Source organism: Qingshengfaniella alkalisoli (genome assembly GCF_007855645.1).
In the GTDB taxonomy this organism is placed as follows: domain Bacteria; phylum Pseudomonadota; class Alphaproteobacteria; order Rhodobacterales; family Rhodobacteraceae; genus Qingshengfaniella; species Qingshengfaniella alkalisoli.
Map to the genome: position 1 here is coordinate 1,799,509 of NZ_CP042261.1, position 26,403 is coordinate 1,825,911.

The window sequence follows — 26,403 nt, forward strand, 5'->3', positions numbered from 1 at the left end:
ACCTTACCGACGATCGAGACAGACGCCGCCCCTTACGGGCGGCGTTTTTCGTTTGAGTGCGCTACATCCCGAACCGGGTTGCTTCACGTCAACACAAGACGATAAACAGCACCTCCGCGTTCAATCCGCCTTCCCTTCCCGAACGACCCGCGCGAAGGATATGTCAGAACGCGTGAACCATCTGTTTGATCAGGGAGCTGCCCGTGGCGCATATCGTTGTTGTCGGAAACGAAAAGGGTGGCTCCGGTAAATCGACAACCTCGATGCATGTGGCCACCGCGCTTGCGCGAATGGGCCATTCGGTCGGCGCACTGGATCTGGATCTTCGGCAACGCAGCTTCGGGCGCTACATCGAAAACCGGCAGGCATATTGCGACCGCGAGGTTCTGAAACTGCCGATGCCCGAATACCTGCCGCTGCCCAGGATCGAACCGGAAGACGTCCCCGAAGGGCAGAACATCTATGACCTGCGGCTGGACGCGGCCGTAACCGCGCTGGAAGACCGCCACGACTTTCTGATCATCGACTGCCCCGGATCGCACACAAGGCTGAGCCAGGTTGCTCATTCGCTTGCCGATACGCTGATCACCCCGCTGAACGACAGCTTTGTCGACTTCGATCTTCTGGCCCGGCACGATCCTGAAACCGGGAAGATCACCGGCCCGTCCATCTATTCGGAAATGGTCTGGAACTCGCGCCAACTGCGCGCGCAAGCCGGGTTGAAACCCATCGACTGGATCGTCCTGCGCAACCGTATGGGCAGCCAGGTCATGCACAACAAGAAGAAGGTCGGTGTTGCCCTGACCGACTTGTCGAAACGCATCGGTTTTCGAGTCGCACCCGGCTTTTCCGAACGAGTCGTGTTTCGTGAACTGTTCCCGCGCGGCCTGACACTGCTCGATCTGCGCGATGTCGGCGTCACCAGCCTCAGCATCTCCAACATCGCCGCGCGGCAAGAAGTGCGCGACCTGATCAATGAGCTGAACCTGCCCAAGGTGAAGGTGGATTTCTAGACCTCAGATTTCGCCGTTGCGCGACAGCAGCACCGGCACGAAACGCGACCGGGGAAACGCCGCGAGTATGATTATGACGATCGACGTCATAGGCACCGCAATGATCGCCCCCAAGACGCCCCAAAGGTTTGACCAGACCACCAAGGACAGCAAGACCACCAGCGGGCTGAGGTTCAAAGACCGGCTCATCAGGCGCGGTTCCACCCAATTGCCGACATAGACCTGCGCCGCCGTCAGCAGGATCAGCGCCAACCCAGCATGTTGCCATGCCCCGCTTTGCAGCAGGACAAACACGACAACGATCCCCACGCCGAGGAAAGATCCAACATAAGGGATGTAATTGAGCAGCCCGATCATCAGCGCCCAGAACACCGCGTATTCGACATCTGCAAAGCGCATGATGACGTAGGACAATACTGCCAGCAGTACATTGATCATCGTCTTGGTCGACAGGTAGGTGACAACCTGCCTGTTGATCCGCACGAAAATCGCCTGCGCTGCGCCCCGTTCTTCCCCATCACTCAGGATAATAGCGAGCTTCTGCCCGAAGGTGCCCCTCTCCAAAAGGATGAACAGCACGTAGGTCGCCACAAGGACGACATAACCGCTGATGCTCGCCACCGATGACAAAAGGTTCAGCGACACCGACCCGATATCTATCCTGTCCACCGTCAACTCTCGCAACGTGTCCCATGTCGGCACATCTTGCAGGCCGATCATTGCGCTTGCCTGGCCAACCAGCTTGATCGCGTTTTGCTGATAGGTTGGAGCCGACGCCGCGATGCTGCGCAAGTTGTCGATGGCAACCAGCCCGAGAAACACGGTCGCCAACCCGATCAGCACCAGCACGATCAGATAGCGCATCCAGAAGGGCAAAAGTCGGAACAACGGCCAGCGAGCCAGCGACTCGCTCGCTCCAAACAGCACATAGGCCAGCATCAAGGCAATCACGACTGGCAGGATGATTGACTGCCCGATCGACAGCAACCACCCGATCAGCACGGTGAGCATCAGCGCGTAGAACAGTTCTCTGACGGACATGGATCACCTGCGGTAGCCTGACCCGTTGTCGCGGATGCACTGCATCACTGTCAATGCGGCAGCGTGTCTATTGGACCCAGCCACGCTCGCGGTAATACCGCAACGCACCGTCATGCAGCGGCGCAGACAGGCCAGCTTCGACCATTTCGGTCTCGGACAGGTTGGCCAGCGCCGGGTGCAGCATGCGGAAATCATCCAGATTGTCGAAGATCGCCTTGGTCAGATCGTAAACGACCTGCACCGGAACATCCGTCGATGTCACAAGCGTAGCACCAACACCGAACGTGGGCACATCGTCGGCATTCCCCCGATACAACCCGCCCGGAATGACCGCCTCGCGGTAGAACGGGAACGCCTCCACCAGTTCATCGACCACCTCACCGCTGACGCTGACCAGACGGCTGTCACAGGCTGTCGTGGCTTCTTGCACAGCACCCGACGGGTGCCCCACCACATAGACCGTTGCGTCGATCACGTCCCCGCAGAGCACCGCAGACTGCTCGACCGCCTGACGTTCTATCGCCGTGCCGAAATCGTCCGTCGTCCAACCCAAGGCATCCAGAAGAATCTCCGTGGTGTTTCTCTGCCCGGACCCGGGGCTGCCGATGTTGACGCGCTTTCCCTTCAAATCCTCGAATACCGACGCATCCGCATCGGCGCGCGCCAGTACCGTGAACGGTTCGGGATGCAAGGACATAACCGAACGCAGTTGAGAAAACGGACCGTCATTCTGAAATACCGAGTCACCTTCGACCGCGTGGTATTGCCAGTCGGACTGAACAACGCCGAATTCCATGGTGCCGCTGCGGATGGCCTGAATATTCGCAATCGACCCGCTGGACGGCTCCACCGCGCATTTCAGGCCTGTCTCATCCGACGTCCGGTTGACCAGCCTGCAGATCGCGCCGCCCGTCGGATAGTAGACACCTGTCACACCACCCGTTCCGACAACGAAATAGGTTTGTGCCGTGATCGCCGTTGCCGTGAACAACGCAGCCGACACAGTCACGCCGAATATCCCCCTGCTCAACATTGGCCCATCCCTGCTTCTGGTCTTGCCGCGCGTCAGCCGCCTAGTTATCGGCGAGGATGGCGCGACACCGACCGCTTGGCAATGGCCGTAACACGTCCACGACGCGGCTGTTGCGTCTTTGTCAGCGCGCCCCAACCTCACACCGCAATTGGCCAGTTGCCAGATCGATTGACTTTCGGTTAACCTGAAAACAATCGAGGTAATGATCATGACGACACCGAGTCTGCCGCGGCTGATGATTGCGCCGAACGGTCCCAGACTTTCGAAGCTGGATCACCCTGCGCTGCCCATTTCACTCGATGAGATTATCGCGACAGCGCAAGCATGCCACGCCGAAGGCGCGGACGGCCTGCATCTACATTTGCGAAGCGAACGTGGTGGCCACCTCCTCGACACCGGACTTTACCGCGAGGCCCTGGCAGAGTTGCACCTGAAGATTCCCGAAATCCAGATCCAGATAACAACTGAATCTGCCGGACTCTACGGCCCCGTTCACCAGATGTCGGTCGCCCTAGGTGTAGGTCATAAACTGGTTATGGTCCCACTGCGCGAAATGCTGGTGGATAATGACGACCGCGCTGCCCGTGCATTCTATGAAACCTGTGCGGAACGTGGGATTGCCATCCAGCACAGCCTGTATGAGCCGTCAGAACTTGATCTGCTCAAGGAACTGCTGCCGCAAAAACGCTTCTACAGCCAATCACTGCAACTGCTTTACGTGCTGGGAAGTCACACGGGCCGGGTTGGGAACAAGAGCGAGCTTAGCCGCTTCGTCATCCGGGCAAGCCAACTGGGCATGGCACCGGATTGGGGCGTCTGCTCTTTCGGGGTAAATGAAACACGTTGCCTGACAATCGCGCATCGCGCAGGCGGCAAACTGCGCGTGGGGTTCGAAAACAACATCCGCCATCGTGGCGGGGCAATCGCCAGGGACAATGCCGATCGCGTTGCCGAGGTCATCGCTCACGCAATGAGGCAGCCATTTCCGGCCTAGGTCGGATACCGCCTCACGCGCCATCTTGCCGCCGCCCCCGCACACCGATAGCGTCGGGCGCGAAACAGTACATGACGGAGGTCTCTCACATGATGAACCGGATCTGGCTTCTTGGCGGCGCACTTCTGCTGGCCGCTTGCGCAGGACCAAATCTGCAATCGCAGCCATACAATGCTCCGCCCGCACCGACCGTTGCACCGGATGTCTATCAGGATCCCAACGCGATTTCAGAAGACGGCACGCGCGAAGACATCAATCAGCGGCCGGTCCCGACGACCGACCTCGACACGGCGTTCGACAACGCGATGCAAGGCATGTGATCTCGATTGCATCCGGGCGTGAACCGCGCCCGGATGTCCTAGGGCCGGCCGGCCGGGTCGCGCTGCTCGCCGAACCAGACGTGATAGACAGACGCACCGTTGGGCCCACCCCGAGCGATTCCGACCCCGATGGCCTGCCAGTTCTTCGACCGAAACCCGTCCGTGTTCGCGATCAGTTGCCGGTGCGTGGACGAGCTGGCCCACATCCGGAACACACCCTCGACATCCGTGTATCCCCACGCTGAAATCTCGTAGCCATTACCGCAATAAGGTGTCCCCAGCCGCCGAGGTGCCTGCCACATCAGCTTGGCGTTGCGGTGATCGGGATAGTAATCCATATCGCTCCAACTGTGGAAATTCGTCCCACGCTTGGGACCACCGCTCGGCATCAGGTTCTTTTGCGTATCTTCCGCATGCCGACCCGCAACCAGCGTCAGGCTTTTCGACAAGGGGATCGTCGGCAAGCCGATGGATTGGCGGTAATCCATGATCAGATCATAGAGCCGGCGTTCTTCGGCGCTCAAACCATCATTCGCCGTGGGCTCGTAGTAATCCACCGCCAGCTTTGATCGGTCGATCTGCTTGGTCGCGGCCAAGGGGCGACTGCAATTGTCTGGCGCGTCGACAGGCACAATGATCGGAACGGGGACGATGCAGGCAGTTAGAAAGAGACAGGCGGATAGTATCGCGTATCTTGGAATTGTCGGCATTCTCTTTCCCCGGCGGCCATACGTGGACTGCTTGCAATGGTTACAATCAATGTCGCACTGTTCAGTTCCAAAGGCCAGCGAAGGACGTCAATCGCTGTGATGGAAGTGATTGTAGATTTTCTCCGCCAAGCCCGCTGAAATACCATCCACGGCCTTCAGATCGGCCAGATTGGCGCGTGTGACGGCCTTTGCTGACCCGAAATGCGCCAGTAACGACCGCTTTCTCGCCGCGCCTATGCCCGCCACGTCGTCCAACGGGTTCGCCCCGACACCTTTCGCCCGCTTGCTACGATGGGCACCGATGGCATAACGGTGCGCTTCATCCCGCAAGCGCTGGATGTAGTACAGCACCGGATCGTTTCGCCGCAGCGCCATCGGGCGCTTACCGACGCGATAGAATTCTTCTTTGCCGTGATCGCGGTCAACACCCTTCGCGACACCGATCATGGGAATGTCTTCTACACCGTATTCGCTCATGATCTCCGCTACGGCGCTTACCTGACCTGCGCCGCCATCGATCAACAACAGGTCCGGCCAGATTCCTTTTTCGCGGTCCGGATCGTCATTTACGAGGCGTTTGAAGCGACGGCTGAGCACCTCCTTCATCATGCCAAAGTCGTCACCGGGTGTCAGATCGGTGCCACGAATGTTGAACTTGCGGTACTGGTTCTTCAGAAAACCTTCCCGCCCCGCAACGATCATACCACCCACCGCATTTGTGCCCTGAATGTGTGAGTTGTCGTAAACCTCGATCCGTTCGGGTGCTTTCTCCAGATCGAATGCCTCGGCCAGCCCGTCCAGCAATTTTCCCTGCGTCGCCTCTTCGGACATTTTTCGGGCAAGGCTTTCACGGGCATTGCGCAGCGCACCGGCCACAAGTTCAGCTTTCTCGCCCCGCTGTGGCATCAGAATGTCGACCTTGTGCCCCGCTTTCTGCCGCAGCGCGTCCGCCATCAAGTCGTCATTTTCGATAGCATGCGACAGCAGAACCATACGCGGAGGATGCTTGCCGTCGTAGAACTGCCCGAGAAACGCCTCCAACACTTCGGCATGGCTGACCTCACCGCTGACACGCGGGTAGTAGTCGCGGTTTCCCCAGTTCTGATTGGCGCGAATGAAGAAAACCTGAACGCAAGCCTGACCGCCATCCATATGGAGCGCAACGACATCAGCCTCAGCCACACCACGCGGATTGATCCCCTGCGACGTCTGCACTTGGGTCAGAGCCTTGATGCGATCGCGCAGCGCGGCAGCACGCTCAAATTCGAGCGCATTGGAGGCGTCCTCCATCTGCTCGGCCAGTTCCGCCTGAATGTTTGTTGATCGACCCGACAAGAACCGTTCCGCATCGGTTACAAGCTGGGCGTATTCGTCTTTTGACACGTAATCCACGCAGGGGGCACAACACCGCTTGATCTGATACTGCAGACAGGGGCGGGTGCGACTTTCAAACACTGAATCCGAGCAGTTCCTCAGCAGGAACACCTTCTGCAGTTGGTTCAGAGTCCTGTTAACCGCGCCAGCACTGGCAAACGGCCCGAAATAGCTGCCCCTATCAGCCTTCTTGCCCCTATGCTTCACGATTTGCGGATAGGCGTGATGCTTGGCGATCAGGATATGCGGGAAGCTCTTGTCATCGCGCAGCAGCACGTTGTAGCGCGGCTTGAGCTGCTTAATGAGGTTCTGTTCCAGCAGCAACGCTTCGGTCTCCGTCCGCGTTGTCAGAAACATCATCGACGTGGTTTCGGAAATCATTCGCGCAATACGATGCGTGTGCCCGGTGGGGCGCGCATAGCTTGAAACCCGCGCCTTCAGGTTCCGCGCCTTGCCCACATACAGCACGCGATTCTGAGCATCCAGCATCCGATAGACACCCGGCGAGCTGTCGAGCGTCTTCAGATAGCTCTGGATACAGGCAAACCCTTGGGGCGGTGTTTCCGAAACGGGACTGGTCATGGCGGCTATTTGTTGATTCTTCCTTGCGGCTGCAACCTTTTGCCCGCGATCTCAAGAAAAAACATATGCACGGAATCTGTGGATAAATCTGGGAATATCTTCTGGGCTACCGCGATTCCGGCATATATAGTTGGGCTTTCGTCGTCCTGCCTATTTTTTGTGCTCATTTCTAAGGCGCTGATTTTTAAGCACAAAAATATGCACGTCAAATAAGCGACTGAAATTCATAACAAATCTGTAACACGTATGTGAACGTCGCGGAACAGGTGCACAACTTGGATCAGCGGCTCATTCCACCCCAATGATGTCGGGTGTTTCCCATGCCAGGTGCTGTCCGCCATCGACGCAAATAAGTTGCCCGGTCACAGACTTCGCGGACAAAAAATACCGCAGCGCCGCTGCAATCTCTTCCGGGTTTGCGCCTCGATTAAGGATGGTTGCAGCCCGCTGCGCGGTGAAGTGCGCGCGCGACTGTCGTGCGCCCTGCATCGTTGGTCCCGGACCGATCGCATTGACGCGAACGCGCGGTGCAAGCGCCTGTGCAGCTGTTTGGGTCAGTGTCCAGAGCCCCGCCTTCGCAAGCGTGTAGGTTGTGAATTCAGGCGTCAGCTTGTTCACACGCTGATCGACCATCTGCACGATCAGACCGCTGGCAACGGGCTCACCATTCAAATCGGCCTGAGGCTCAGGCACCTGCCGCGCGAACTGTTGCGTCAAAACGAACGGTGCACGCAGATTGCTTTCGAAATGCCGGTCCCACGACCGGCGCGTGGCCGTTTCAATGTTGTCGTATTCAAAAATCGAAGCATTGTTGACCAGAACATCAAGCGACCCACCGAGCGCCGTCGATGCGCGCTCAACCAGCACCTGTGTCTCTTCCTCGTTCAACAAATCCGCCTTCAAGGCAATGGCGCGGCGCCCTAGCCCTTCGATTGCGGCAACGAGCTCTTGCGCATCCTCTTCCGACGACGCGTAGTGCACGGCAACATCGCAGCCCTCCCGCGCAAGCGTCAGTGCCATTTCGCGCCCCAATCGACGGGCTGCTCCGGTCACAAGCGCGAAACGGTGGGCCATGGCTTTCTATCCAAGCAGAATATACAAATAGGCGATATAGGCGCCGGTCAGAACTATGCCTGCGAGCCGCTTCATGTTCCAGCCCATGAAAACAAAGGGGATCAACAGCAAGCTGCTGCCAAGCATTACCCACAAATCTGTTCTCAGGAATTCTGGCGGTACCGGGATGGTTCCGAACAGACTGGCGATACCGAGTATAGCGATCAGATTGAACACATTCGACCCGATCACATTCCCGAGCGCAACATCGGCGTTGCGCCTGAAAGCAGCGGCTACCGTGGTTGCCAGTTCCGGCAGCGATGTTCCGACAGCAACCAGCGTCAGGCCAATCACCGTTTCACTGATGCCGAAATTGCGCGCGATCCGGACGGAACTTTCCACCAGGAGATCTGCACCTACCGGCAGACCGATCAGGCCAACAACGATAAAGAGAGCAATCTTGCCCCACGACATGCCGGGATCCGCGCCTTCCGGCGCCCCCTGCATCTTGGCCTGACGCCTGTGCGCACGTGCATCATGTATCTGCTTGCCAAGAAGGAACGCGAAAATGACCAGCATGAAGATGCCTGTCATCCAGTTCAGCGAGCCCGTGAAGCACAACCCGACAAACAGCACTGACACGACCACCATGGTCACATAGCTTTCGCGTGTGTTGCATCGTCCTGTGTTTAGCCCGGCCAACATGGCCGGGATACCGAGCACCAAAAGGATGTTTGCCGTGTTCGACCCAACAACATTACCCAGAGCAATCCCTGGAAGGTTCTTGCGCACGGCATCGATCGAGATCAACAATTCGGGCGCGGATGTGCCAAATGCCACAACCGTCAAACTGACGATCATGGCTGGGATACCAAGACGAAGGCTTAGATTTACAGCCCCCTTTACCAGAAAATCTCCAGCAATGATGAGCAACGTCAGCCCCGCACCGGCGATCAGCCAATCCATCAATTTCTCCTAGTCTTTCGGCACGGGCATGGACCGCTGCCGATGCGCGGACGCCCACAGCGCGAACATTTCTTGTTGGTCTTCAGAAAGGGCACGCGCAACTTGCCGAAGAATCCAAGCACGGCGATGCCGACAAGGAACAGAACAACGATCTTGACAATCATCTACAGCCCGAAACGCGCGAAGCTGGCACGTTCCTCGATCACATCCGCTGCGTCATGCAGAAGGCCAACGCCGAATCTGGACAAGAGCCCTTTTCTGGGACCGAAGCGGTTGAAGCGGATCTTTTCGCCGAATCGCTCTTTCATTACCGGTTGCAGATGTCCGACGCTGTCCACAAGCCCCAACTCAAGCGCCTTGCCGCCGAGCCAGAAGCTGCCATCGAACAACTCTTCGGCCTTCGACAGTTTCGCTCCACGCCGCTTCGTAACCTGCTCTTTGAAACGGTCGTGCATGTCAGCAAGGATTGTGTTCAGCCGTTCGATATCTTCGGGCTTTTCCGGACGGAACGGGTCCAGAATACTCTTGGACTTACCGGCGGTGTGAACGCGCCGTTCGATGCCGTGGCGGGTGATGAACTCGTGCGCCCCGAAACCCGCCGAGATCACGCCTATGGAGCCGACAATCGAACAACCATCGACGAAAATCTCATCCGCTGCAGTCGCCAGCCAATAGCCACCGGATGCAGCCACGTCTTCCACGAAGGCGATGACGGGGATGTTCTTTTCCTCTGCCATCCTGCGGATGCGCGCAGCGATCAAGGAGGACTGGACTGGACTGCCGCCAGGCGAATTGATCGACAGCGCTACGGCAGAGGGCTTGCCTTTGGTGAAGGCCTTCTCGATCAGCGGCGCGAGGGTCGCGTCATTCAAAGATGAACCGCTGCGGGCTTGCGAGGCGATAACACCTTGCAATCGCAGAACAGAAACGACGGGGTGCTTTCGCTTGAACGGGAACCTGATCTCCATCCGCTTGACATAGACCGCCCCCTCCGCCGCAACAAGTCCATCGCCGCGGAGAAACAAGAAAAAGCCCCACCATCGGCGGGGCTTCGTGACTTCACTTCCCGGTTCGAGCTACCAGAGAGCAACCGGTCGTGCTGCTGGCCAGCACCCTGCGCACAGGGACCGGATAGTTAGCCCGCCCTGCATATTGGCAAGGGTCAGAGTCTGACCATCGAACATCTCAACTGCAACATCGCCTGTTCCGCCGACATAAAAGGCACGCGGCAACTGCGGCAACGGTTGAGCATCATCGGGAACGATCGGCTTGCCGGGTGAAATTTGTCCTTCATGACATCTACCACACACATATTCCGTGCAAAATCCGCCCGATGCCGCTTGACAGATCCCTGCCGGTCCGTGCGCACTGTGGACAGGAACGCAACAGCCATTCACGCCTACGCCATGAAGAAGATCTTTCTCTCGATTTGTCTGGCTGTCTCAGCGCAAGCCGCGTTGGCTCAATCGACACTCACCCCGTGGGAATCCGCCCCGCCGCTTCCGATCGTCGATGGTGTCGCTCCCGTAACGCCCGAGAACACCAAGAAACTGCCCTCCGGCAACGCTCTGGCCGTTTCTCTGAGCCCAGACAAGACTCGTGTGAACAAAAGCATCGTCGGACCAAAAGACGATTCACCCGAGGCAGGCCTGATCCGCAGGCTTTACCGTCAAGGACGGGCAGCAGGGCTGGCGGGCGTGCTTTACGACAATCGTGACCGGAAGCATTCCAACCTTGGTGACGATATCTTTCCGCAGATCAGCCGAACCGAATACGCGGAACCCTTTAAAAGATCGGGTCTCGATTACTCGATCGGTGGGCGCCTGATCTTTTCACTGCCGACGTTCGGGAACTCGTCAACAGTGCTTCGCGGCCCAGGCATTGCCAGATCCCTGGGAAGGGCCGGTTCGACCAGCCAACAAACGGCCATGTCGGCCTATCGCCTTTACAGGTCCAACCATATCTATGTTTATCCGGAACATCGCGACCACGACTCCGAGGCCGGCGACAAGTTCTCGGCGATCACGCCCTACCAAATTGTTTCGCAGGGTTCGTCCGGGTCGGATCGACCGTTCCTGCGTGCGATAGGGTTGGCCATCGCTGGGCTGACACCGGACACGCGCAACCGGCTGGAGGCCGAACGGCTTCTTGCGCCGACGGTTCAAATGTTGCTGCGACGCACGATGAGAGGCATCAATTCGCGGGATGATTACCTGTCGGGGCGCGCACATCGCTCGGCTTATGACGGGAAGGACATTCGGCCCGCGGCGTTGGTCACATTGGCGAATTCGCTTTCACCCGAAATGATCCCCCCGATGGTTCAACTGAGGGTAACAAGGGACTTTCAGGCTGTTCCAGGCAGGGACTACCTCGCGAGAAACCTCGACGAGGCGCTGTTCACAACCCCTTCCGCTATTGGGCGGACATGGCGTTCCTACGACTATCGGCGCGAAATCGAGGTATCCGTGGCGGACACACGTGACCCGAACGGCTTGCCGCTGTCCTTCGATTGGGTGATCTTACGTGGAAATCCCGAAAAGATCCGCTTTACCTATGCCAGCACACGTCGTGACAGGGCGACCATCCGGATAGATTGGCACGACGCCTTCACCACGCCCTACGACCCCGACATGCTGACCAACCGCGTGGATATCGGCATCTTCGCAAACAACGGTCACGTCGATAGCGCCCCGGCAATTCTGTCAGTTGCCTTCCCATTATTTCAAGACCGCCACTATGAACCCACGCCCAACGGGCCACGATTGCAGCGCATAGGCTACGCCGCAGATGACCAGACTTTTCTCGACCCGCTGCTATGGCCGACAGCAAAGTGGACGGACCACTTGAACTATGACGACTCTGGAAGACTGGATCGCATACGGCGCGAACTGCCCAACGGAGTAACGAAACTATTCCGCCCCGGCGAAGCCTCGCTCTACGACATCAGTGATGGCACCTCGGCGCAAGGTGGCACCGCCGTCACCCACATCGCCGCGCGGGGCAACGGCGGTTCACTGAAACTGCAAATGTCGGAAACGGCGGAAAGCCTGTTCCCGGACGGGCCGGATAGCGATCAGTAATATCCGTAGTCGTATCCATAGCCGCCGGATGAATAACGGCACTTGTTCAGCACAACGCCCAGCACTTGAGTAACCTCGGCGATCTCTGCCTCGGCAACATCCACCTGCTCGACCGAGGTCGTTTCCGCTGCTGCCACCAGCACGGTTGCATCTACGTGCTCGAGAAATCCGATGGTGTCGTCACTGACCATAAGGGGCGATGTGTCGAAGATGATGAGATCGGGCTCGTAATCCTTTTCAATCCTTCGCAACGCGTCCTGCGCCGCCCCGCTTTGCAACAACTCTGACGAATTCCCGCTAGGAATGTCGTTCGTGCCAAATGCCACATTTCCACCATAGCTTACCAGATGGTCTGCAATCGCGTCCTGACCCGTCAGCACCCGTGCAAAAACATGCTTTTCTGTTGACCCGATCAGCTTTGAGAGCATCGGACGGCGCATATCGGTTTCGATCACTATAGTACGTATGTCCGTCTGCCGCGCGAGGCTGAATGCGAGATTCGCCACAAGCGTCGACTTCCCGCAACCCGGGGTCGGCGATGTTACAGCAATACGCCGCCAGTTGTTCGCACGGGCCTGCTGCACGATTTTTGTCCGCATCATGTCGAAGGGCGAAGATTCCTGACGCCCAAAATATGTAACGATCCGGTTTGCTTCCATTACCTTGGGATCGACTGCGAGCTCCGGCAATGCTGCCCAGCGATCCGACACAGCACGAGGCAAGGCACGGCCGGATATTTCCTGATTTCTTGGTTGCCGCTTGACCGCGGGTTCCCGCAGTTTACCACTGCGCTTCTGGCGGGCCCGGTTCATCGCATCTTGAAGACGTTCCATATGACGAGGCTCCCTAAAATCTAATCCAATAGGCTACGGAAACTCACGATCCGAGCAACGAAAAGCCGAACTTGTTGAGCGCTTTCTCAATCAACTCATCCAATGGGAATACATAGGAATGGATCATGAACAACGCCACAGGTAACAACAGGAGTAACACAGCAGCTATCACCAAAGAACTCCAGCGTTTGCGACTGGTTTCTGCAGAGGTCGGAACATAGGGCAGCACAGCGATCGGGGTGATACCCAGCTTGTCGGTCAGTTCGATAGGCCGCCGAATCGCTTTGTTCAGAAGCTCGAGCAGCAGAATAAGACCCAGCCCCGCCGCGATCCCGGCACCGACGCCCGCTGCGGCGATTGCTGCGCGGTTCGGTTTGGTCGGAGTTGTAGGCACCGTCGCCTGCTCGATTACGGTGATACGCTGGCCTTGTGACGTCGCCTCAATCCGCTCTCCGGTTTCCGCCTGCGACAAACGCGCACTGGCAGAATTGTACCGCAGCTGGATATTCTCGTAATCCCGCTCCAGTGCCTCCAGCTCAATACCGTTCTTCGGAAGCTCCGCTAGCAGCCCGTTAATGCGGGTGAGTTCTGCTTCATTCGTTTCTTTCAAATCCCGCAAGGCATCCAGCCGCGTGTCGATTTCCGCGACCTGTGCGTCAAGCAGTGTGCGTTTGCCATCCGATGACGAGGCGCCGCTGCTTTCGAACTGTTGTTCGAGTTGACCGATCCGAGCCTCCAGCATCTTCACGCGTGGATGATTCGCAGAGTAGACCAGCAATGCCTCATCCAGTTGTGAGCGTGCCGCATTAAGCGCGCGTTCCTCGGGCGAAAGTTGAGATTCGTCCACGCTTAGCCGGCCCGTCTGTTCGAATATCTCGATCAGCCTAACTTTCTGGTCGTTCAGAATGCCCATTTCCCGGTCGATCTGCCCCAGGGTGCTGGACACGCTGGATTGCCGATCACGAAGATACGACTCATCCTGAGGTAGCGCTTGAGCGTGGGCACTTTTGAAGGCCAGGATCTCATCGGACTTGGTGTTAAGTTCGGCGCTCAGACGGTTCACTTCCTGTCGAAAGAAATCGAGGGTCGACGCAGCCTGGTTCGTGCGCATTTCCACATTTGATTGAAGGACACGAGTAACAAGCTCGTTTGCAACCGCCGCAGCAGCCGTTGCTGACGAAGCGCGAAAGGAAATGCCTAGCAACGTCGCCGCGTCACGTCCGGATTGCCGTTGGAACCGAGTGCGTGCACGCATGCTGTCCACGATTTCAGTTGCGGAGGCCGGCGACCCGGTTTCTGAACTGCTTTCGAACACATCCAGTTCACGGGCAATTTCCAGAAGGTTCGCACGCGTCATCAGCCGCTGTTCAATGATCTGAAGCTGCTCCTGCGGATTGGTTCGCACGGTCGAACTGGCAAGTTCATCTGGAATCTGGGGGGATTCCACAAGTAAACGCGCGTTGGCCTCATATTCCGGCGGCAGGACCATCGCTGTCACAAATCCAAGGCACGTGAACAAGGATACGACAGCGATGAAGTATGGGAACCGCCGCCAGAAGATCGACGTGTAATAGTTCAGATCAAAATTCATTCTATGCGATTCCACTTTCTGAAACGCCGCCGACGAATACGCCATCTCTTAATACGGCTGACACCGTATCTGCTGTAACCACGCTTTCATCCGCTGAAAATGCATATACCAGTGCGAGATCGCACAGTTTGTTAACAAGGCGAGGAATACCCCCCGTCGCGCGATAAATCAGATCGGACGTATCAGCCTGAAATTCTTCGCCAGATCCGCCAGCAACCCTTAACCGGTGGGCAACATACTCTGCGACACCGTCACGATCCATTGGCGACAGATGGAAACTTGCCCCGACGCGTTGTGCGAACTGCCTGAGCTGAGGGCTGTCAATCAGATCACGCAACTCCGGCTGTCCCATAAGGATCAGTTGAACCAACTCATCCTTATTGGCGTTGATATTCGTCAGCATGCGCAGCTCTTCGAGCGTCTCGACATTCAGGTTCTGCGCCTCATCAATGATCAAGACGACGCGATGGCCCTCGGAATAGGCCTCGATCAAGAAGTCCTGTAATTGCTGAAACAGCTGGACGTAGCTGGCTTGCGGGTCAAAGCTGACACCCAGTGAATGCAGCACCCATTGCAGCAACTCGCCACGCGATCCCTGTGCATTCGAAATCAACCCGACGATCACGTCCTCGGACATGGACGATAGCATATGATGTAGCAACGTTGTCTTGCCCGCACCAACCTCACCGGTAATAACGGTGATAGGTGTTCGGGTCATCACACCATATTCCAGCATGGTAAAGGCCAGCCTATGTGCACGCGACCAATAGAGGAACTCCGGATCCGGCACTAAAGTGAACGGGCGCTCGGCAAACCCAAAGAACGAGTTGTAGATATCTATCGGGCTTGTGGTATTCATATTCCGATCTGGGCAGTATTCATGTCTGCCGGACTCTCCAACTGGCACATTCTGCCGCGCACCGGCACCGGATACGGGCAGCAACTACACGCGCGCCCTATCACAACGACTGAAACAGCTAAAGCACAAGGCGACCCCATGCTACCATTACTTGTGCAACGGCAGCACATAATCGGGAGCCTGTGCAAAGTTGTCGCAGCGTCCCACAAACCATGCACGCCATAACGTGCGGATTTCCGCTCCGGACGCCGCGACACAAAAAATTCATTGGTTACGCGCGGTTGGCAATATTAATCAAAAAGCATGAAAATCTTGAACGATGTTGAAATGACGCAACGCAATGTGCTAACAGTGACTCGGCGTTCATCAGTTTGTTGTGATGGCGCGTGTGTAATCTCGAGTATATGCAGCCCATATTTTTCGGGCTGTGGTTATGTGAGGTAAGTGTTTTGACTGCTCATTTTTCAACCTCGGCCGAGGCTTCTAGCCCTGTGTCCGGGGCAGATTCCCGGCATTCTGTTTATCGGAAGATCGGCAAGCGTGCTCTCGATATACTCTTTGTTGTTTTCGTTTCCCCACTACTGATCCCGGCGATTCTATTGCTTGCGCTCTGCGTTGCGCTGGATGGAGGCAATCCCTTCTATATTCAGCGTCGCATAGGCCGAAACGGCAAAGAATTCCGAATGGTGAAGCTGCGTTCCATGACCGTGAACGCCGAAGAAAAGCTGATCAGTTATCTGGCCAGCAACCCTGAGGCCAATCGTGAATGGGCCCTCACTCAGAAGCTGCGGGATGACCCCCGTATTACCAGACTGGGTCGTTTGATGCGTAAGACCTCGCTCGACGAACTTCCTCAGTTCTGGAATGTGCTGAAGGGCGACATGAGTGTCGTTGGCCCTCGACCGATGATGGTTGCTCAGCGTGACCTGTACCCCGGCCAGTGCTATTTCGCGTTACGGCCCGGGATTACGGGATACTGGCAGGTCGGTGATCGCAACAACACCTCTTTCGCGGCCCGCGCACGGTTCGATTCCGATTACTACAACGATATTTCGTTCGCGACAGATACGCGTGTCATCGCAAGAACGCTTGGTGTCGTATTTCAGGGAACCGGCATCTAAAAGCCCGCGAAACACACTGTTCAGAACGGCCGCATAAATTGCGGCCGTTCCTATTTTCGGGTTAGGAAGAGTCCACAAGCCCGCGCTATATGAAGACGGCATCTCGCCTGATCGGAGTTATCCATGACCCTCAAGAAGTTCACGATTGCGGCCCTTCTTTCGCTATCCGTCGCCGGTTTGGCCGGCTGCGAATCTTCGGATAAGAAAGCAGAACGCCTTTATCAGGAAAGCGTCGAGCTTGCAGAAGAGGGTCAGGTAGAGAAGGCTATCGTCAATCTGAAATCGGTTTTTGATCTGAACGGCCAGCATGAAGCCGCACGGATGCTTTATGCCGACCTGAATCGGGGGAAAGGCGACCTGCAAGAGGCCTATCGCCACTATCTTCTGCTGACTGAACAGTATCCAGAGAACCTTGATGCGCGCATCAAGCTCGCGGAAATGGCGATGCCAATCGGCGAATGGGAAGAGGTCAAGCGCCACGCAACTGCGGCCGCAAAGATGGCACCAGACAACGCTACCGTTCGTGCCATACTGAACGCCACTAGGTATCGCGATCTATCCACCGGAACAGCCGATCCACAGGAACTGCAGGCGGTTGTGGATGACGCCAAACTCCTGTCGGATAAGAATCCGGAGGACCTGATTTCACGTCGTATCCTGATAGACTACTATTCACGACAGGGGGAATTCGATCAGGCGCTGGTCGTTCTGGATGATGCCCTGGCTCTTGAGCCCGATAATGCCGATCTGAACCGAGCCAAGCTCAGTTTGCTCGTTCAAAGTGACAATCTGGCGGGGCTGGGCGATCAGTTGAAAACGATGGTTGCTCGGTTCCCTGACGACGCTGAATCACGCTCGGCACTGGTGCGGTGGTATCTGATCCAGAACGATATTGACGGTGCGGAACAATTCATCCGCGACCTCGTAGAAGATGGGGGTGACGATATCCCCCCGCGCGTTTCGCTCGTCCAGTTCCTGCAATCGGTCCGAGGCCCGGAGGCTGCACTCGCGGAAATCGACAAACAGATCAGTGAAGGCGTCGACAGCGCTTTGTTCCGGTCGTTACGTGCAAGTATCTGGTTCGATCAGGGGAAGCGCGACAATGCCATCGCCGAAATGGAAAGCATTCTGGACGGTGCCGAAACGAATGACCAGACGAACAACCTGAAAGTGACTCTGGCCCGCATGCAGCTGGCCGTCGGCGACGAGACCGCTGCGGATGCGCTGATCTCCGACGTTCTTGAAGCCGACGCCCAGAACGTGGGGGCGCTCAAGGTGCGCGCTGATCGGTTGATCGAACAGGACAAAGTACGTGACGCGGTCTTAGCCCTTCGTACCGCGCTGGACCAGGATCCGGATGATGTCGAAGCACTGACATTGCTTGCCAAAGCCTACGAGCGTGACGGGAACCGAGAGCTTGTGGGGGAAAGCCTGTCGCTTGCCGTCGATGCCTCAAAGAACGCACCTGAAGAAAGTCTGCGATACGCCGAGTTTCTGAAGGCGGATGAGCACTTCGTTCGCGCCGAGACGGTCCTGATCAACGCGCTGCAACTCGCTCCGGCCAATGTCGGCGTGCTGCGCTCCCTGGGCCAGACCTATCTGCAAATGGAGGACTGGTCGCGCGCGCGGCAGGTGTCGGAAACATTGAGGAATCTGAAAAACCAAGAGGCCACAGCAGTGGCTTCCGCGCTGGACGATGCCATCCTTCAATCCACCGGAGATTCTGAGGAAAGCATCTCCCTGCTACAATCGCTGGTCGCTGAGGGTTCTGCCGGCACCGCGGCACGCGCGGAAGTCGTTCGCCGCCATCTCGCCAGGAATGATTTGGAAGCCGCCCGGTCCTATATGGATCAATCACTGGCGGAAACAGACGACCCTGATGCCAAGCGCGATCTGCAATACCTCAACGCCGCCTTGCTGAGCGTCGAGGGAAACCCGGATGGCGCCGAAGCTATCTACCGCGACCTGTTGGCACAAAATGATCAGGCCGAAGCGGTGTGGCGGAGCCTTGCTCTGCTTAAGATCAATCGCGGCCAATTGGATGAGGCGCAGCAGATTGTCACGGACGGCATCGCGGCCAACGAGAATTCTGCCACGTTGAAATGGCTTGACGCCAGCCTTGCCGAACGCACCGGTGACTATGACCGCGCCATCGCGATCTACGAGGATCTTTATGCTGCGGATTCAGGCTCTGCATTGATCGCCAACAACCTCGCCAGCATGATCACCACTTACTACGACGATCAGGAACATCTGGAACGTGCATTCGTCGTGGCCCGCCGCCTGCGCGGCACGGATGTGCCCGCTTTTCAGGACACCTATGGCTGGATCGCGTTCCGCCTGGGCAACATAGACGAGGCCCTGGAATATCTGGAATCCGCAGCCGAAGGCATGCCCAGAAATCCATCCGTGCAGTATCATCTGGGCAAGGTTTACGCGGCCAAGGGACGTACCGACGAAGCTCGCAACCAATTTGAACGGGCCGTTGAGCTTTGGGGCGACACCGACGTTCCGGAAGCTCAAGACGCACGCCAGCAGCTAACATCGCCCGAGCCAGCGCCGGAAGCGAAGAGCAAACAGCAGTAAGCTGCATCTGTTGCAGGGAAAATACGTGTCTGCTGAAAAACACCTCTTCGGTGCCATCACGCTTCCAGCAAGGCTTGGAGTTGGACTAGTCTGTGTTCAAAGCCAGTGACAATGGCGTCCAAGAGACAACGAGGAACAGGTTTATGCGTATTCTTCTAGGTATTTTCGCCCTGCTGATGTCCGTTGGCATCGCCGCCGCGCAAGGCTATTCGATCAAATCCGGCGACGTTCTGACGGTCGAGGTGCTTGAGGATTCAAGCCTGAACCGCAACGTCCTCGTCCTGCCCGACGGCAGTTTTTCCTTTCCCTATGCGGGCACGGTCAGCGCGGGCGGACGGACGCTCGATCAAGTCCAAGCCAACCTGCGTACTGCGCTAGCACCGAATTTCGCGACCACGCCCACCGTGTTCGTCTCTCTGAACCAACTCGCGCCGGCCACCGCAACTGGCGAAGTTCAGGCAGATCTGGTTACTGTCTACTTCCTGGGTGAAGTGCAGAGCCCCGGCCCGAAGCAGTTCGAACCCGGTATCAGCTTCCTGCAGGCACTCTCTGGCGCCGGGGGGTTCACCGCTTTCGCTGCGCAAAAGCGCGTCCAGCTGCGCCGCACGGATCAATCGGGACAGGAACATGTGTACAAGTTCAACCTTCGCGCAATCGGCGATGGCGCCACAATCGGCGGCAACACCACCTTGCGGGACGGTGACGTCATTCTGGTGCCCGAGCGCCGTCTGTTCGAGTAATCGAGACCGCACGTGAAACGTACGCTGCTCGTCATCGCGACGGTCATCCCAACTGTTAGTGCAGTGGGTGTTCCGTTCCTTTTCGCTCAGGAGCGGACCGAGAAATCCGCCTATATCTCATCCTCCATCGAAGCCAATGACAACTACGACCTGCGTGAGGACTCGGCCGGAGACGCACTGATCTGGAACAACTCTCTGGGCGCCGCACTGTTCAGTCGCACCCGCACGGATCTTCTGGATTTCCGCGTTGATGGCACGCTTCGCGCTTCCGACCTACCGGTTCAAGGGCAGGAGGCGGAATTCGATGATCCGCGACTACGGTTTAATTTCAGCCGCAATGTCGACGATAACGCTATTGACGCCAACCTGTTCTATCGCCGCGTTGATGTGGACTTCTTCGATCCGCTGAGTTCCATCGACGACGATGGCAACTTCGACGACACTCAGGGCGACGGCTACCGCGAGGAACTGCGCGCAGGCGCCGGGGTTGCACTGAACTCGGACGGGCCACTCAGCTTTGCGCTGAACGGCAACACCCGCCGAGTGAACTATGTGGACACGACCGACCCGGATCTGTCCGACTACACATCAGGCGCCCTGAACACGGAGTTCGGCTTTCGGTTGAACCCTATCTTCACGGCAACTCTTGGTGGCGGCTACAGCCAGCGTGAATACGACGATCCATCTAAAACCGACCGGGAATCCGCCACGGCCGATCTGGGATTCAACGCGACGATCAATCCGACGCTGCGCGCGCAGTTCCGTCTCGGCTACTCACAAGTAGACAGCACGGCGAATGGCAACGACAGCACCGAGGAAGGCCTTGTCGGCAGCCTGAACCTGCAGCGCGAGGTCAAGAATGGCACAATCCGCTTGGGTTTTACGTCGGATCTCGACGAAAATGGCACCCGCAACCGTGTGTTCGTCGGGCGCGATGTAACTTTCCGTAACGGCGCATCCTTCGATAGCTGGATCGGGGCGTCCGCAAACGACACGACCGACATCGAACCGGTGGGGGCCATCAGCTATACTCACACACTACCTCTATCCGAGGTGACATTGGGGCTGAACCAGAACGCCACCGTGGATGACGAATCCCGCAACGTTCTGAACACGAGCCTCTTTGCCAGCTATTCGCGCGTGTTGACCAAGGTATCGTCAGTCGGGCTGGATGTTTCGGCGGGCCGGACAATCTACGAAAACTCGGACCAAGATACGAAGGAACGTCTGTCGATTTCAACCAGCTATTCCCATTCACTGACGCGAGAGTGGGACATTACCGGGGGCTACCGCTACAAGTTTCGAGACAGCGGGGATGACGACGACGCGCAATCCAACGCGCTGTTCCTTACACTGACGCGAAGCTTCGAGAGCAGCCGTTAAGTCTACACCCTAACGTGACCGACTATGGGTGCCTTTAGGGAAAAAATTCTTTATAAAGGCGTGGATTGGTTTGCCGATTCCTTTTGCTGTTGACTGTGAAATGACATGAGTGCCACGACCCAACCCAGCCTTGCGGGGATTACCCTGAATCCGCTAGGTTTTCCTTCCTTCATCCTGCTGCTGCTCGTCTCGATCCCGTTGTTCGCCTCGGGGTTCGTCGAACTTGCTCAGGCCTGGCTGACGCCCGAATACAGCCATGGGCCGCTGATACCCGTTATTTCGCTCTATCTGTTCCTACGTGAGTTGCGTCAAAGCCCACCGTTGGAAGACAACGTGACAGACCGCTGGCCAGGTGTCTTCGTCATCTTGCTAGCATTGACGGGTGCGCTGATCGGCAATCTCGTCGAAATTGGGGACATCGTCGCCTATTCCTTCATCGTCTGGGTGATGGGCGTCGTGCTGGTCACCTTCGGCTGGAAGCGCGGCATCACTCATTGGGCGCCGGTGCTGCACCTGGTCTTCATGTTGCCGCTACCGCAGTTCCTGTACTGGAAACTGTCGATCCTACTGCAAGGCATCTCTTCGGAAATCGGTGTCTGGATCGTTAAACTGGCGAACATCCCGGTGCATCTGGATGGCAACATCATCGACCTTGGCGTGTATCAACTGCAGGTCGCGGAAGCCTGCTCCGGTCTACGTTACCTATTTCCGATCCTGAGCTTCAGCTACCTGTTCTCAATCCTGTATCGCGGGCCATTCTGGCACAAAGCGGTGCTGCTCCTGTCGGCCGCGCCAATCACTGTTCTGATGAACTCCGTGCGCATCGGAATCATCGGGGTTCTGGTCAACTTCTACGGAATCGAGCAGGCTGAAGGCTTCCTTCATTTTTTCGAAGGCTGGGTCATCTTTCTCGCTTGCGTCGCAATCCTGTTCGGTATGGCAATCGCGCTGCAACGTCTGACGTCCAATCCAAAACCTCTGTCGGAAGCGATCGACCTGGACACGGCGGGCATGCCCCGCGAAGCCGCGCGGGTCTTCGGCATCCGCCCATCCTTTGCGCTGGCTACGGCGACCGTGCTGACGGCGGCGATCTCGCTGGGCTGGTACAACTTCCCGACACCGCCCACCCAGACACCGGATCGCAGCCCATTCTTGCTCTTTCCCCGTGAGATCGGTGGCAGGTACGGATCATTCGAGTCGCTCACACCGGACGTAGAAGCCACGCTGGGCGCCGACGACTATGTCAGCGCGACGTATAAAAGCGCTGCGGAACCGGCTGTTAACATATTCGTCGCCTATTACGACGACCAAACGTCCGGCGGCGGCATCCATTCACCGGAAGTCTGCTTGCCCGTCGGTGGCTGGGAGGTGTTCAGCCTGGAACCCTACAACGTCGACATGACCGGGACCGGGTACGGCACTTTTCAGGTTAACCGCGCGGTGATCCAGCAAGGGCTGTCCAAACAACTGGTCTATTACTGGTTCGAGCAACGCGGAAAGCATATGACCAACGACTTCGCGGCCAAGCTGGCAGTGGTCAAGGACAGCTACCTGATGGGACGTAAGGACGGGGCGATGGTGCGCTTCATTACGCCGCTGGGCGAGAACGACCCCAACGCAGATGAACGGCTTCAGGATTTCATGCGCGATGCGCTGGAAGTCCTGCCGACCTATGTGCCATTATGACGACGTAACCAACTGCGACCGTCAGGAGCTTCCTTGATCCGACAGCCAGCCCGCTCCGCCCGTACTAGTGGGCGCGAGCCTATCTTCAACAATGTGCCAGCGGTTGTGCTATGGTTGCTCGTGGCCAATCTGGCCGTCGAGTTCATCCTGCAACTGTCTCAATGGCAGGTGGGTTTTCCGACACTCCGAAACCGCGTCTATGAGTACGGTGCCTTCTGGTCCATTCTGCTACATGGCAGCCATCCGGTCTTCCCATTGCAACCGGTGACGATGTTTTTCACCTACGCGTTTCTTCATGGCGGGCTTCTGCATCTTGGCGTAAACATGATCGCGCTGCTCAGTTTCGGACGCGCTATTGTCCGGAAGGCGGGAACTCTACGTTTTCTGGTCGCCTATTTTCTAACATCGGTCGCCGGTGCAGCCTGTTACGGGCTTCTGGTAAAGAATCCAGCACCCATGGTCGGCGCATCCGGGGCACTGTTTGGGCTGGCAGGCCTCTGGATCTGCTGGAACTGGTTGAACCTGCGCAGCCGTGGTCAGTCGACGCGCGCAATCCGTCGGGTCTTGATTTACCTCGTCGCCTATAACGTGGTCTTCTATTTCCTGCTACGGGGGCATCTCGCTTGGGAAACCCATTTGGGCGGTTTCGTCGCCGGTTGGGTACTTGGCCTATTGTGGGGTATTCCGGCCAAAAGGAGAGCTTGATGTGGCGCTGGCTGAAATCCTTCATGCAAAAGCATAGCGAGCCGATAGATCGTCCCTCCCCTGACCAGCTAACCTATGTAATAGGTGATATTCATGGCCGTCTTGACCTGCTGGAAAAGCTGCTGCCGCTGATCGACACGCATGCGGCGGGTCGGGAGCACACACGCGTCTTCGTCGGGGATTACATCGACCGTGGGCCTGATAGCGCGCAAGTGCTTCACCGGCTACGGGATATTAACCGGTCCGATCCTTCGGGTGTCATCTGCCTTAAAGGCAACCATGAAGACATGATGCTTAATTTCCTGCATGGACGAGAACACAACTCCGGACTGTGGCTTTTCAATGGCGGCGACATGACGCTGGCGAGTTTCGGTGTCAGCCCCCCCAAGGACGAAGACGACCTGAACTCGGTTCAGGCTGATCTGGCGGACGCAATGTCCGGTGGTTTGGCCGACTGGGTCGAAGCCCTGCCAACGCAGTGGACCACCGGCAAACTTGCCGTGGTTCATGCCGCGCTAGAGCCTGATTTGCCGCTCGACCAACAGTCCGACCGCACGCGAATCTGGGGCAATAAAGAATTTCTCATACGCGGGCGTAGCGATGGCTGGTGGGTTGCGCATGGGCACACCGTCACCCGACCACCAGTCATTCAGCCATCTCGGATCGCAACCGATACCGGCGCGTGGTTCTCCGACACCCTGACCGCAGCCGCAATCGCGCCGGATGGTAAGGTCGAATTCATCGACACGCTGTCCCATCAACCTTCGTGATACATAGGCGCACAATTCCGTGATTGACCCGTTTCCGTCTTTGGGGCAAATCATCTAGGTCACGGAGACTTACCCAATGCCCCAGTCACGCCTGTTCACACCCGTTCTTGTTGGCGGCTGCATCATCATGATGATCAGCTTCGCCATTCGTGCCAGCTTCGGGGTCTTCCAGATTCCGATAGCCGAAGAATTCAGTTGGCCACGCGCCGAGTTTTCGCTGGCTATCGCAATACAGAACCTTGCCTGGGGTATCGGTCAGCCCATCTTCGGCGCGATTGCTGAGAAGATGTCCGACCGCAAGGCGATCGTTCTTGGGGCGCTGCTCTATGCGGCGGGGCTGGTATTGTCTTCCTTCGCTGTTACCCCTGAACAGCATCAACTGCTGGAGATTTTGGTAGGATTCGGCGTGGCGGGCACCGGCTTCGGCGTGATCCTTGCCGTCGTTGGGCGTGCGTCGTCAGATGAAAACCGATCCATGACGCTGGCCATTGCCACAGCCGCCGGTTCGGCCGGACAGGTGATCGGAGCCCCGGCCGCCGAATGGCTGCTCGGCATGATGAGCTGGCAATCGGTATTTCTGGTCTTCGCGGCGGCAGTGCTTGCATCACTGCTTTGCCTGCCGATGCTTCGCGCACCGGAGGCCGCCAGCAAAGCCGAAATCGAGGAATCGATGACGTCAATCCTCGGCAAGGCGTTCCGCGATCCGACCTACACGTTGATCTTCCTCGGCTTCTTCTCCTGCGGCTATCAGCTGGGCTTCGTCACCGCCCATTTCCCGGCCTTCGTGACCGAGCTGTGCGGCCCCATTGACCCCGGCGGCATCCTCGCGACGATGGGTATTTCAACGACTTCCGCACTTGGGGCCGTATCCATCTCGGTCATCGGCGTCGCAAACATCGCAGGGACGCTAACCGCCGGCTGGCTGGGGAAGTTTTTTCCCCGCAAATACCTGCTTTGTGTCATCTACACTGGCCGTACAATCGTTGCGGCCTGGTTTATCCTGACACCGATCACCCCCGCATCAGTGCTGATTTTCTCTGCAGTCATGGGCTCATTATGGCTCGCGACGGTTCCACTGACCTCGGGCATCATCGCGTATATCTACGGCCTGCGCTACATGGGCACGCTTTACGGCATCGTGTTCTTCAGCCATCAGCTCGGATCCTTCCTCGGCGTATGGTTGGGCGGGCGGCTGTATGACGTCACCGGTGACTACACGCTCGTATGGTGGATCGGCGTTGGGGTAGGTGCGTTCTCGGCGATCGTGCATCTGCCGGTGCGTGAAAAGCCATTGCCACCGCAGGCGCCAATGAACGCCGCGGCCTAAGTCGGTCGGGTAAAGGACTGCCTGGCCTTGTCAGCCTTGGCCCGGAGCACGCAGCCGTCGGCATGATCATTTATTAGTCCCATCGCCTGCATGAATGCGTAGACGGTGGTGGGACCAACAAATTTCCAGCCCCGTTTCTTCAGCTCCTTCGACAGCCCGATCGAGGCAGGAGAGGTTGACCTGCTCTGCGGCTCCACCCCCTTTTCATCCGGCTCATAGCCCCAGATGAACTTCGCCAGGGACCCTTCCTCTTCAACCAATTCGCAGGCCCGCTGCGCGTTGTTGATCACTGCCTCGATCTTCCCGCGATGTCGCACGATACCCGCATCGTTCAACAACCGATCCTTGTCACCGTCATCAAATTCAGCAACTTTGCGAAAATCGAACCCTGCGAACGCGGCACGGAAATTGTCCCGTTTGGCCAGAATCGTCCGCCAGCTTAGCCCAGACTGAAAGCTTTCCAGACACAGCTTTTCAAACAACCGAATATCGTCACCGACGGGATACCCCCATTCACGATCATGGTAGTCGTAGAATTCCGGAGCGGCGGCGCACCACCCACAACGCGGTCGTCCATCCGGCCCGGTAACGAGTTTATCCATCCGCTGTCCTTTCGCATTTGCCCGGCCAACTGGC

24 protein-coding genes are annotated in these 26,403 nt (G+C 57.4%); 12 read left to right on the top strand and 12 right to left on the bottom strand.

Annotated features, from left to right (window positions below; genetic code table 11):
• Positions 1–203: 203 nt before the first annotated feature.
• Positions 204–1,013, top strand: coding sequence for a division plane positioning ATPase MipZ (locus tag FPZ52_RS09055; protein ID WP_146365130.1), 810 nt, complete (start codon positions 204–206; stop codon positions 1,011–1,013).
• A 3-nt stretch (positions 1,014–1,016) separates the two neighbouring features.
• On the opposite strand, the gene FPZ52_RS09060 is transcribed toward FPZ52_RS09055, so the two are convergent.
• Both FPZ52_RS09060 and FPZ52_RS09065 read right to left on the bottom strand, forming a co-directional pair.
• Positions 1,017–2,054: an AI-2E family transporter gene (locus FPZ52_RS09060; RefSeq protein ID WP_146365131.1), complete on the bottom strand. Its 1,038-nt coding sequence runs from the start codon at positions 2,052–2,054 to the stop codon at positions 1,017–1,019.
• Positions 2,055–2,121: 67 nt separating this feature from the next.
• Positions 2,122–3,087, bottom strand: coding sequence for a TAXI family TRAP transporter solute-binding subunit (locus tag FPZ52_RS09065; RefSeq protein WP_146365132.1), 966 nt, complete (start codon positions 3,085–3,087; stop codon positions 2,122–2,124).
• A 208-nt stretch (positions 3,088–3,295) separates the two neighbouring features.
• Here FPZ52_RS09065 and FPZ52_RS09070 point away from each other — a divergent pair, with 208 nt between their 5' ends.
• Entirely contained in the window at positions 3,296–4,081 is a 786-nt protein-coding gene (locus tag FPZ52_RS09070; protein WP_146365133.1) for a 3-keto-5-aminohexanoate cleavage protein, read from the top strand.
• A gap of 89 nt (positions 4,082–4,170) precedes the next feature.
• Positions 4,171–4,401 carry a hypothetical protein gene (locus FPZ52_RS09075; RefSeq protein ID WP_168201295.1) on the top strand — a complete coding sequence of 77 codons (231 nt, stop codon included), beginning with the start codon at positions 4,171–4,173 and terminating at the stop codon, positions 4,399–4,401.
• 38 nt (positions 4,402–4,439) lie between these two features.
• On the opposite strand, the gene FPZ52_RS09080 is transcribed toward FPZ52_RS09075, so the two are convergent.
• The 6 genes from FPZ52_RS09080 to FPZ52_RS19560 all read right to left on the bottom strand — a co-directional run bounded on the left by FPZ52_RS09080 (position 4,440) and on the right by FPZ52_RS19560 (position 10,483).
• On the bottom strand, positions 4,440–5,111 hold the full coding sequence (locus FPZ52_RS09080; protein WP_146365135.1) for a CAP domain-containing protein: 672 nt from the start codon (positions 5,109–5,111) through the stop codon (positions 4,440–4,442).
• An 87-nt stretch (positions 5,112–5,198) separates the two neighbouring features.
• Complete coding sequence (gene uvrC, locus FPZ52_RS09085; RefSeq protein ID WP_146365136.1) at positions 5,199–7,067, bottom strand: excinuclease ABC subunit UvrC; 1,869 nt, start codon at positions 7,065–7,067, stop codon at positions 5,199–5,201.
• Between the two features lie 288 nt (positions 7,068–7,355).
• Complete coding sequence (locus FPZ52_RS09090; RefSeq protein ID WP_146365137.1) at positions 7,356–8,141, bottom strand: SDR family oxidoreductase; 786 nt, start codon at positions 8,139–8,141, stop codon at positions 7,356–7,358.
• Between the two features lie 6 nt (positions 8,142–8,147).
• Positions 8,148–9,086, bottom strand: coding sequence for a calcium/sodium antiporter (locus FPZ52_RS09095; protein WP_146365138.1), 939 nt, complete (start codon positions 9,084–9,086; stop codon positions 8,148–8,150).
• A gap of 164 nt (positions 9,087–9,250) precedes the next feature.
• A complete protein-coding gene (locus tag FPZ52_RS09100) occupies positions 9,251–10,054 on the bottom strand; it encodes a S49 family peptidase (protein ID WP_146365724.1) in 804 nt (267 codons plus the stop codon).
• A gap of 108 nt (positions 10,055–10,162) precedes the next feature.
• Positions 10,163–10,483, bottom strand: a complete 321-nt coding sequence (locus FPZ52_RS19560) for a spike base protein, RCAP_Rcc01079 family (RefSeq protein WP_420851682.1) — start codon at positions 10,481–10,483, stop codon at positions 10,163–10,165.
• A 9-nt stretch (positions 10,484–10,492) separates the two neighbouring features.
• On the opposite strand from FPZ52_RS19560, the gene FPZ52_RS09105 reads away from it, so the two are divergent.
• Positions 10,493–12,166 carry a hypothetical protein gene (locus FPZ52_RS09105; protein ID WP_146365139.1) on the top strand — a complete coding sequence of 558 codons (1,674 nt, stop codon included), beginning with the start codon at positions 10,493–10,495 and terminating at the stop codon, positions 12,164–12,166.
• On the opposite strand, the gene FPZ52_RS09110 is transcribed toward FPZ52_RS09105, so the two are convergent.
• From FPZ52_RS09110 to FPZ52_RS09120, 3 genes are read right to left on the bottom strand one after another with little or no spacing between them, the layout of a single operon-like run.
• Complete coding sequence (locus tag FPZ52_RS09110; protein WP_146365140.1) at positions 12,160–12,999, bottom strand: CpsD/CapB family tyrosine-protein kinase; 840 nt, start codon at positions 12,997–12,999, stop codon at positions 12,160–12,162. The genes FPZ52_RS09105 and FPZ52_RS09110 overlap by 7 nt on opposite strands.
• A gap of 43 nt (positions 13,000–13,042) precedes the next feature.
• Positions 13,043–14,590, bottom strand: a complete 1,548-nt coding sequence (locus tag FPZ52_RS09115) for a GumC family protein (RefSeq protein WP_168201296.1) — start codon at positions 14,588–14,590, stop codon at positions 13,043–13,045.
• A 1-nt stretch (position 14,591) separates the two neighbouring features.
• Entirely contained in the window at positions 14,592–15,449 is an 858-nt protein-coding gene (locus FPZ52_RS09120; protein ID WP_146365142.1) for an ExeA family protein, read from the bottom strand.
• A gap of 404 nt (positions 15,450–15,853) precedes the next feature.
• On the opposite strand from FPZ52_RS09120, the gene FPZ52_RS09125 reads away from it, so the two are divergent.
• From FPZ52_RS09125 to FPZ52_RS09160, 8 genes are all read left to right on the top strand, one after another.
• Positions 15,854–16,570 (top strand): sugar transferase, encoded by a 717-nt coding sequence (locus FPZ52_RS09125; RefSeq protein WP_146365725.1) that lies wholly within the window; start codon positions 15,854–15,856, stop codon positions 16,568–16,570.
• Between the two features lie 123 nt (positions 16,571–16,693).
• The gene (locus FPZ52_RS09130; protein WP_146365143.1) at positions 16,694–19,156 is read left to right on the top strand and encodes a tetratricopeptide repeat protein; all 2,463 of its coding nucleotides are present in this window, start codon (positions 16,694–16,696) and stop codon (positions 19,154–19,156) included.
• 143 nt (positions 19,157–19,299) lie between these two features.
• Positions 19,300–19,896 carry a polysaccharide biosynthesis/export family protein gene (locus tag FPZ52_RS09135; protein WP_146365144.1) on the top strand — a complete coding sequence of 199 codons (597 nt, stop codon included), beginning with the start codon at positions 19,300–19,302 and terminating at the stop codon, positions 19,894–19,896.
• A 12-nt stretch (positions 19,897–19,908) separates the two neighbouring features.
• A complete protein-coding gene (locus FPZ52_RS09140; protein ID WP_146365145.1) occupies positions 19,909–21,279 on the top strand; it encodes a porin family protein in 1,371 nt (456 codons plus the stop codon).
• 105 nt (positions 21,280–21,384) lie between these two features.
• Positions 21,385–22,965, top strand: coding sequence for a VPLPA-CTERM-specific exosortase XrtD (gene xrtD, locus FPZ52_RS09145; protein WP_146365146.1), 1,581 nt, complete (start codon positions 21,385–21,387; stop codon positions 22,963–22,965).
• Positions 22,966–22,998: 33 nt separating this feature from the next.
• Positions 22,999–23,670, top strand: coding sequence for a rhomboid family intramembrane serine protease (locus FPZ52_RS09150; protein ID WP_146365147.1), 672 nt, complete (start codon positions 22,999–23,001; stop codon positions 23,668–23,670).
• Positions 23,670–24,440, top strand: a complete 771-nt coding sequence (locus FPZ52_RS09155; RefSeq protein WP_146365148.1) for a metallophosphoesterase — start codon at positions 23,670–23,672, stop codon at positions 24,438–24,440. The genes FPZ52_RS09150 and FPZ52_RS09155 overlap by 1 nt, the downstream gene beginning before the upstream one ends.
• A 76-nt stretch (positions 24,441–24,516) precedes the next feature.
• Positions 24,517–25,767 (top strand): MFS transporter, encoded by a 1,251-nt coding sequence (locus FPZ52_RS09160; protein WP_146365149.1) that lies wholly within the window; start codon positions 24,517–24,519, stop codon positions 25,765–25,767.
• Here the strand turns inward: FPZ52_RS09160 and FPZ52_RS09165 are convergent.
• A complete protein-coding gene (locus FPZ52_RS09165; protein WP_146365150.1) occupies positions 25,764–26,369 on the bottom strand; it encodes a DNA-3-methyladenine glycosylase I in 606 nt (201 codons plus the stop codon). The genes FPZ52_RS09160 and FPZ52_RS09165 overlap by 4 nt on opposite strands.
• Positions 26,370–26,403 lie beyond the last annotated feature (34 nt).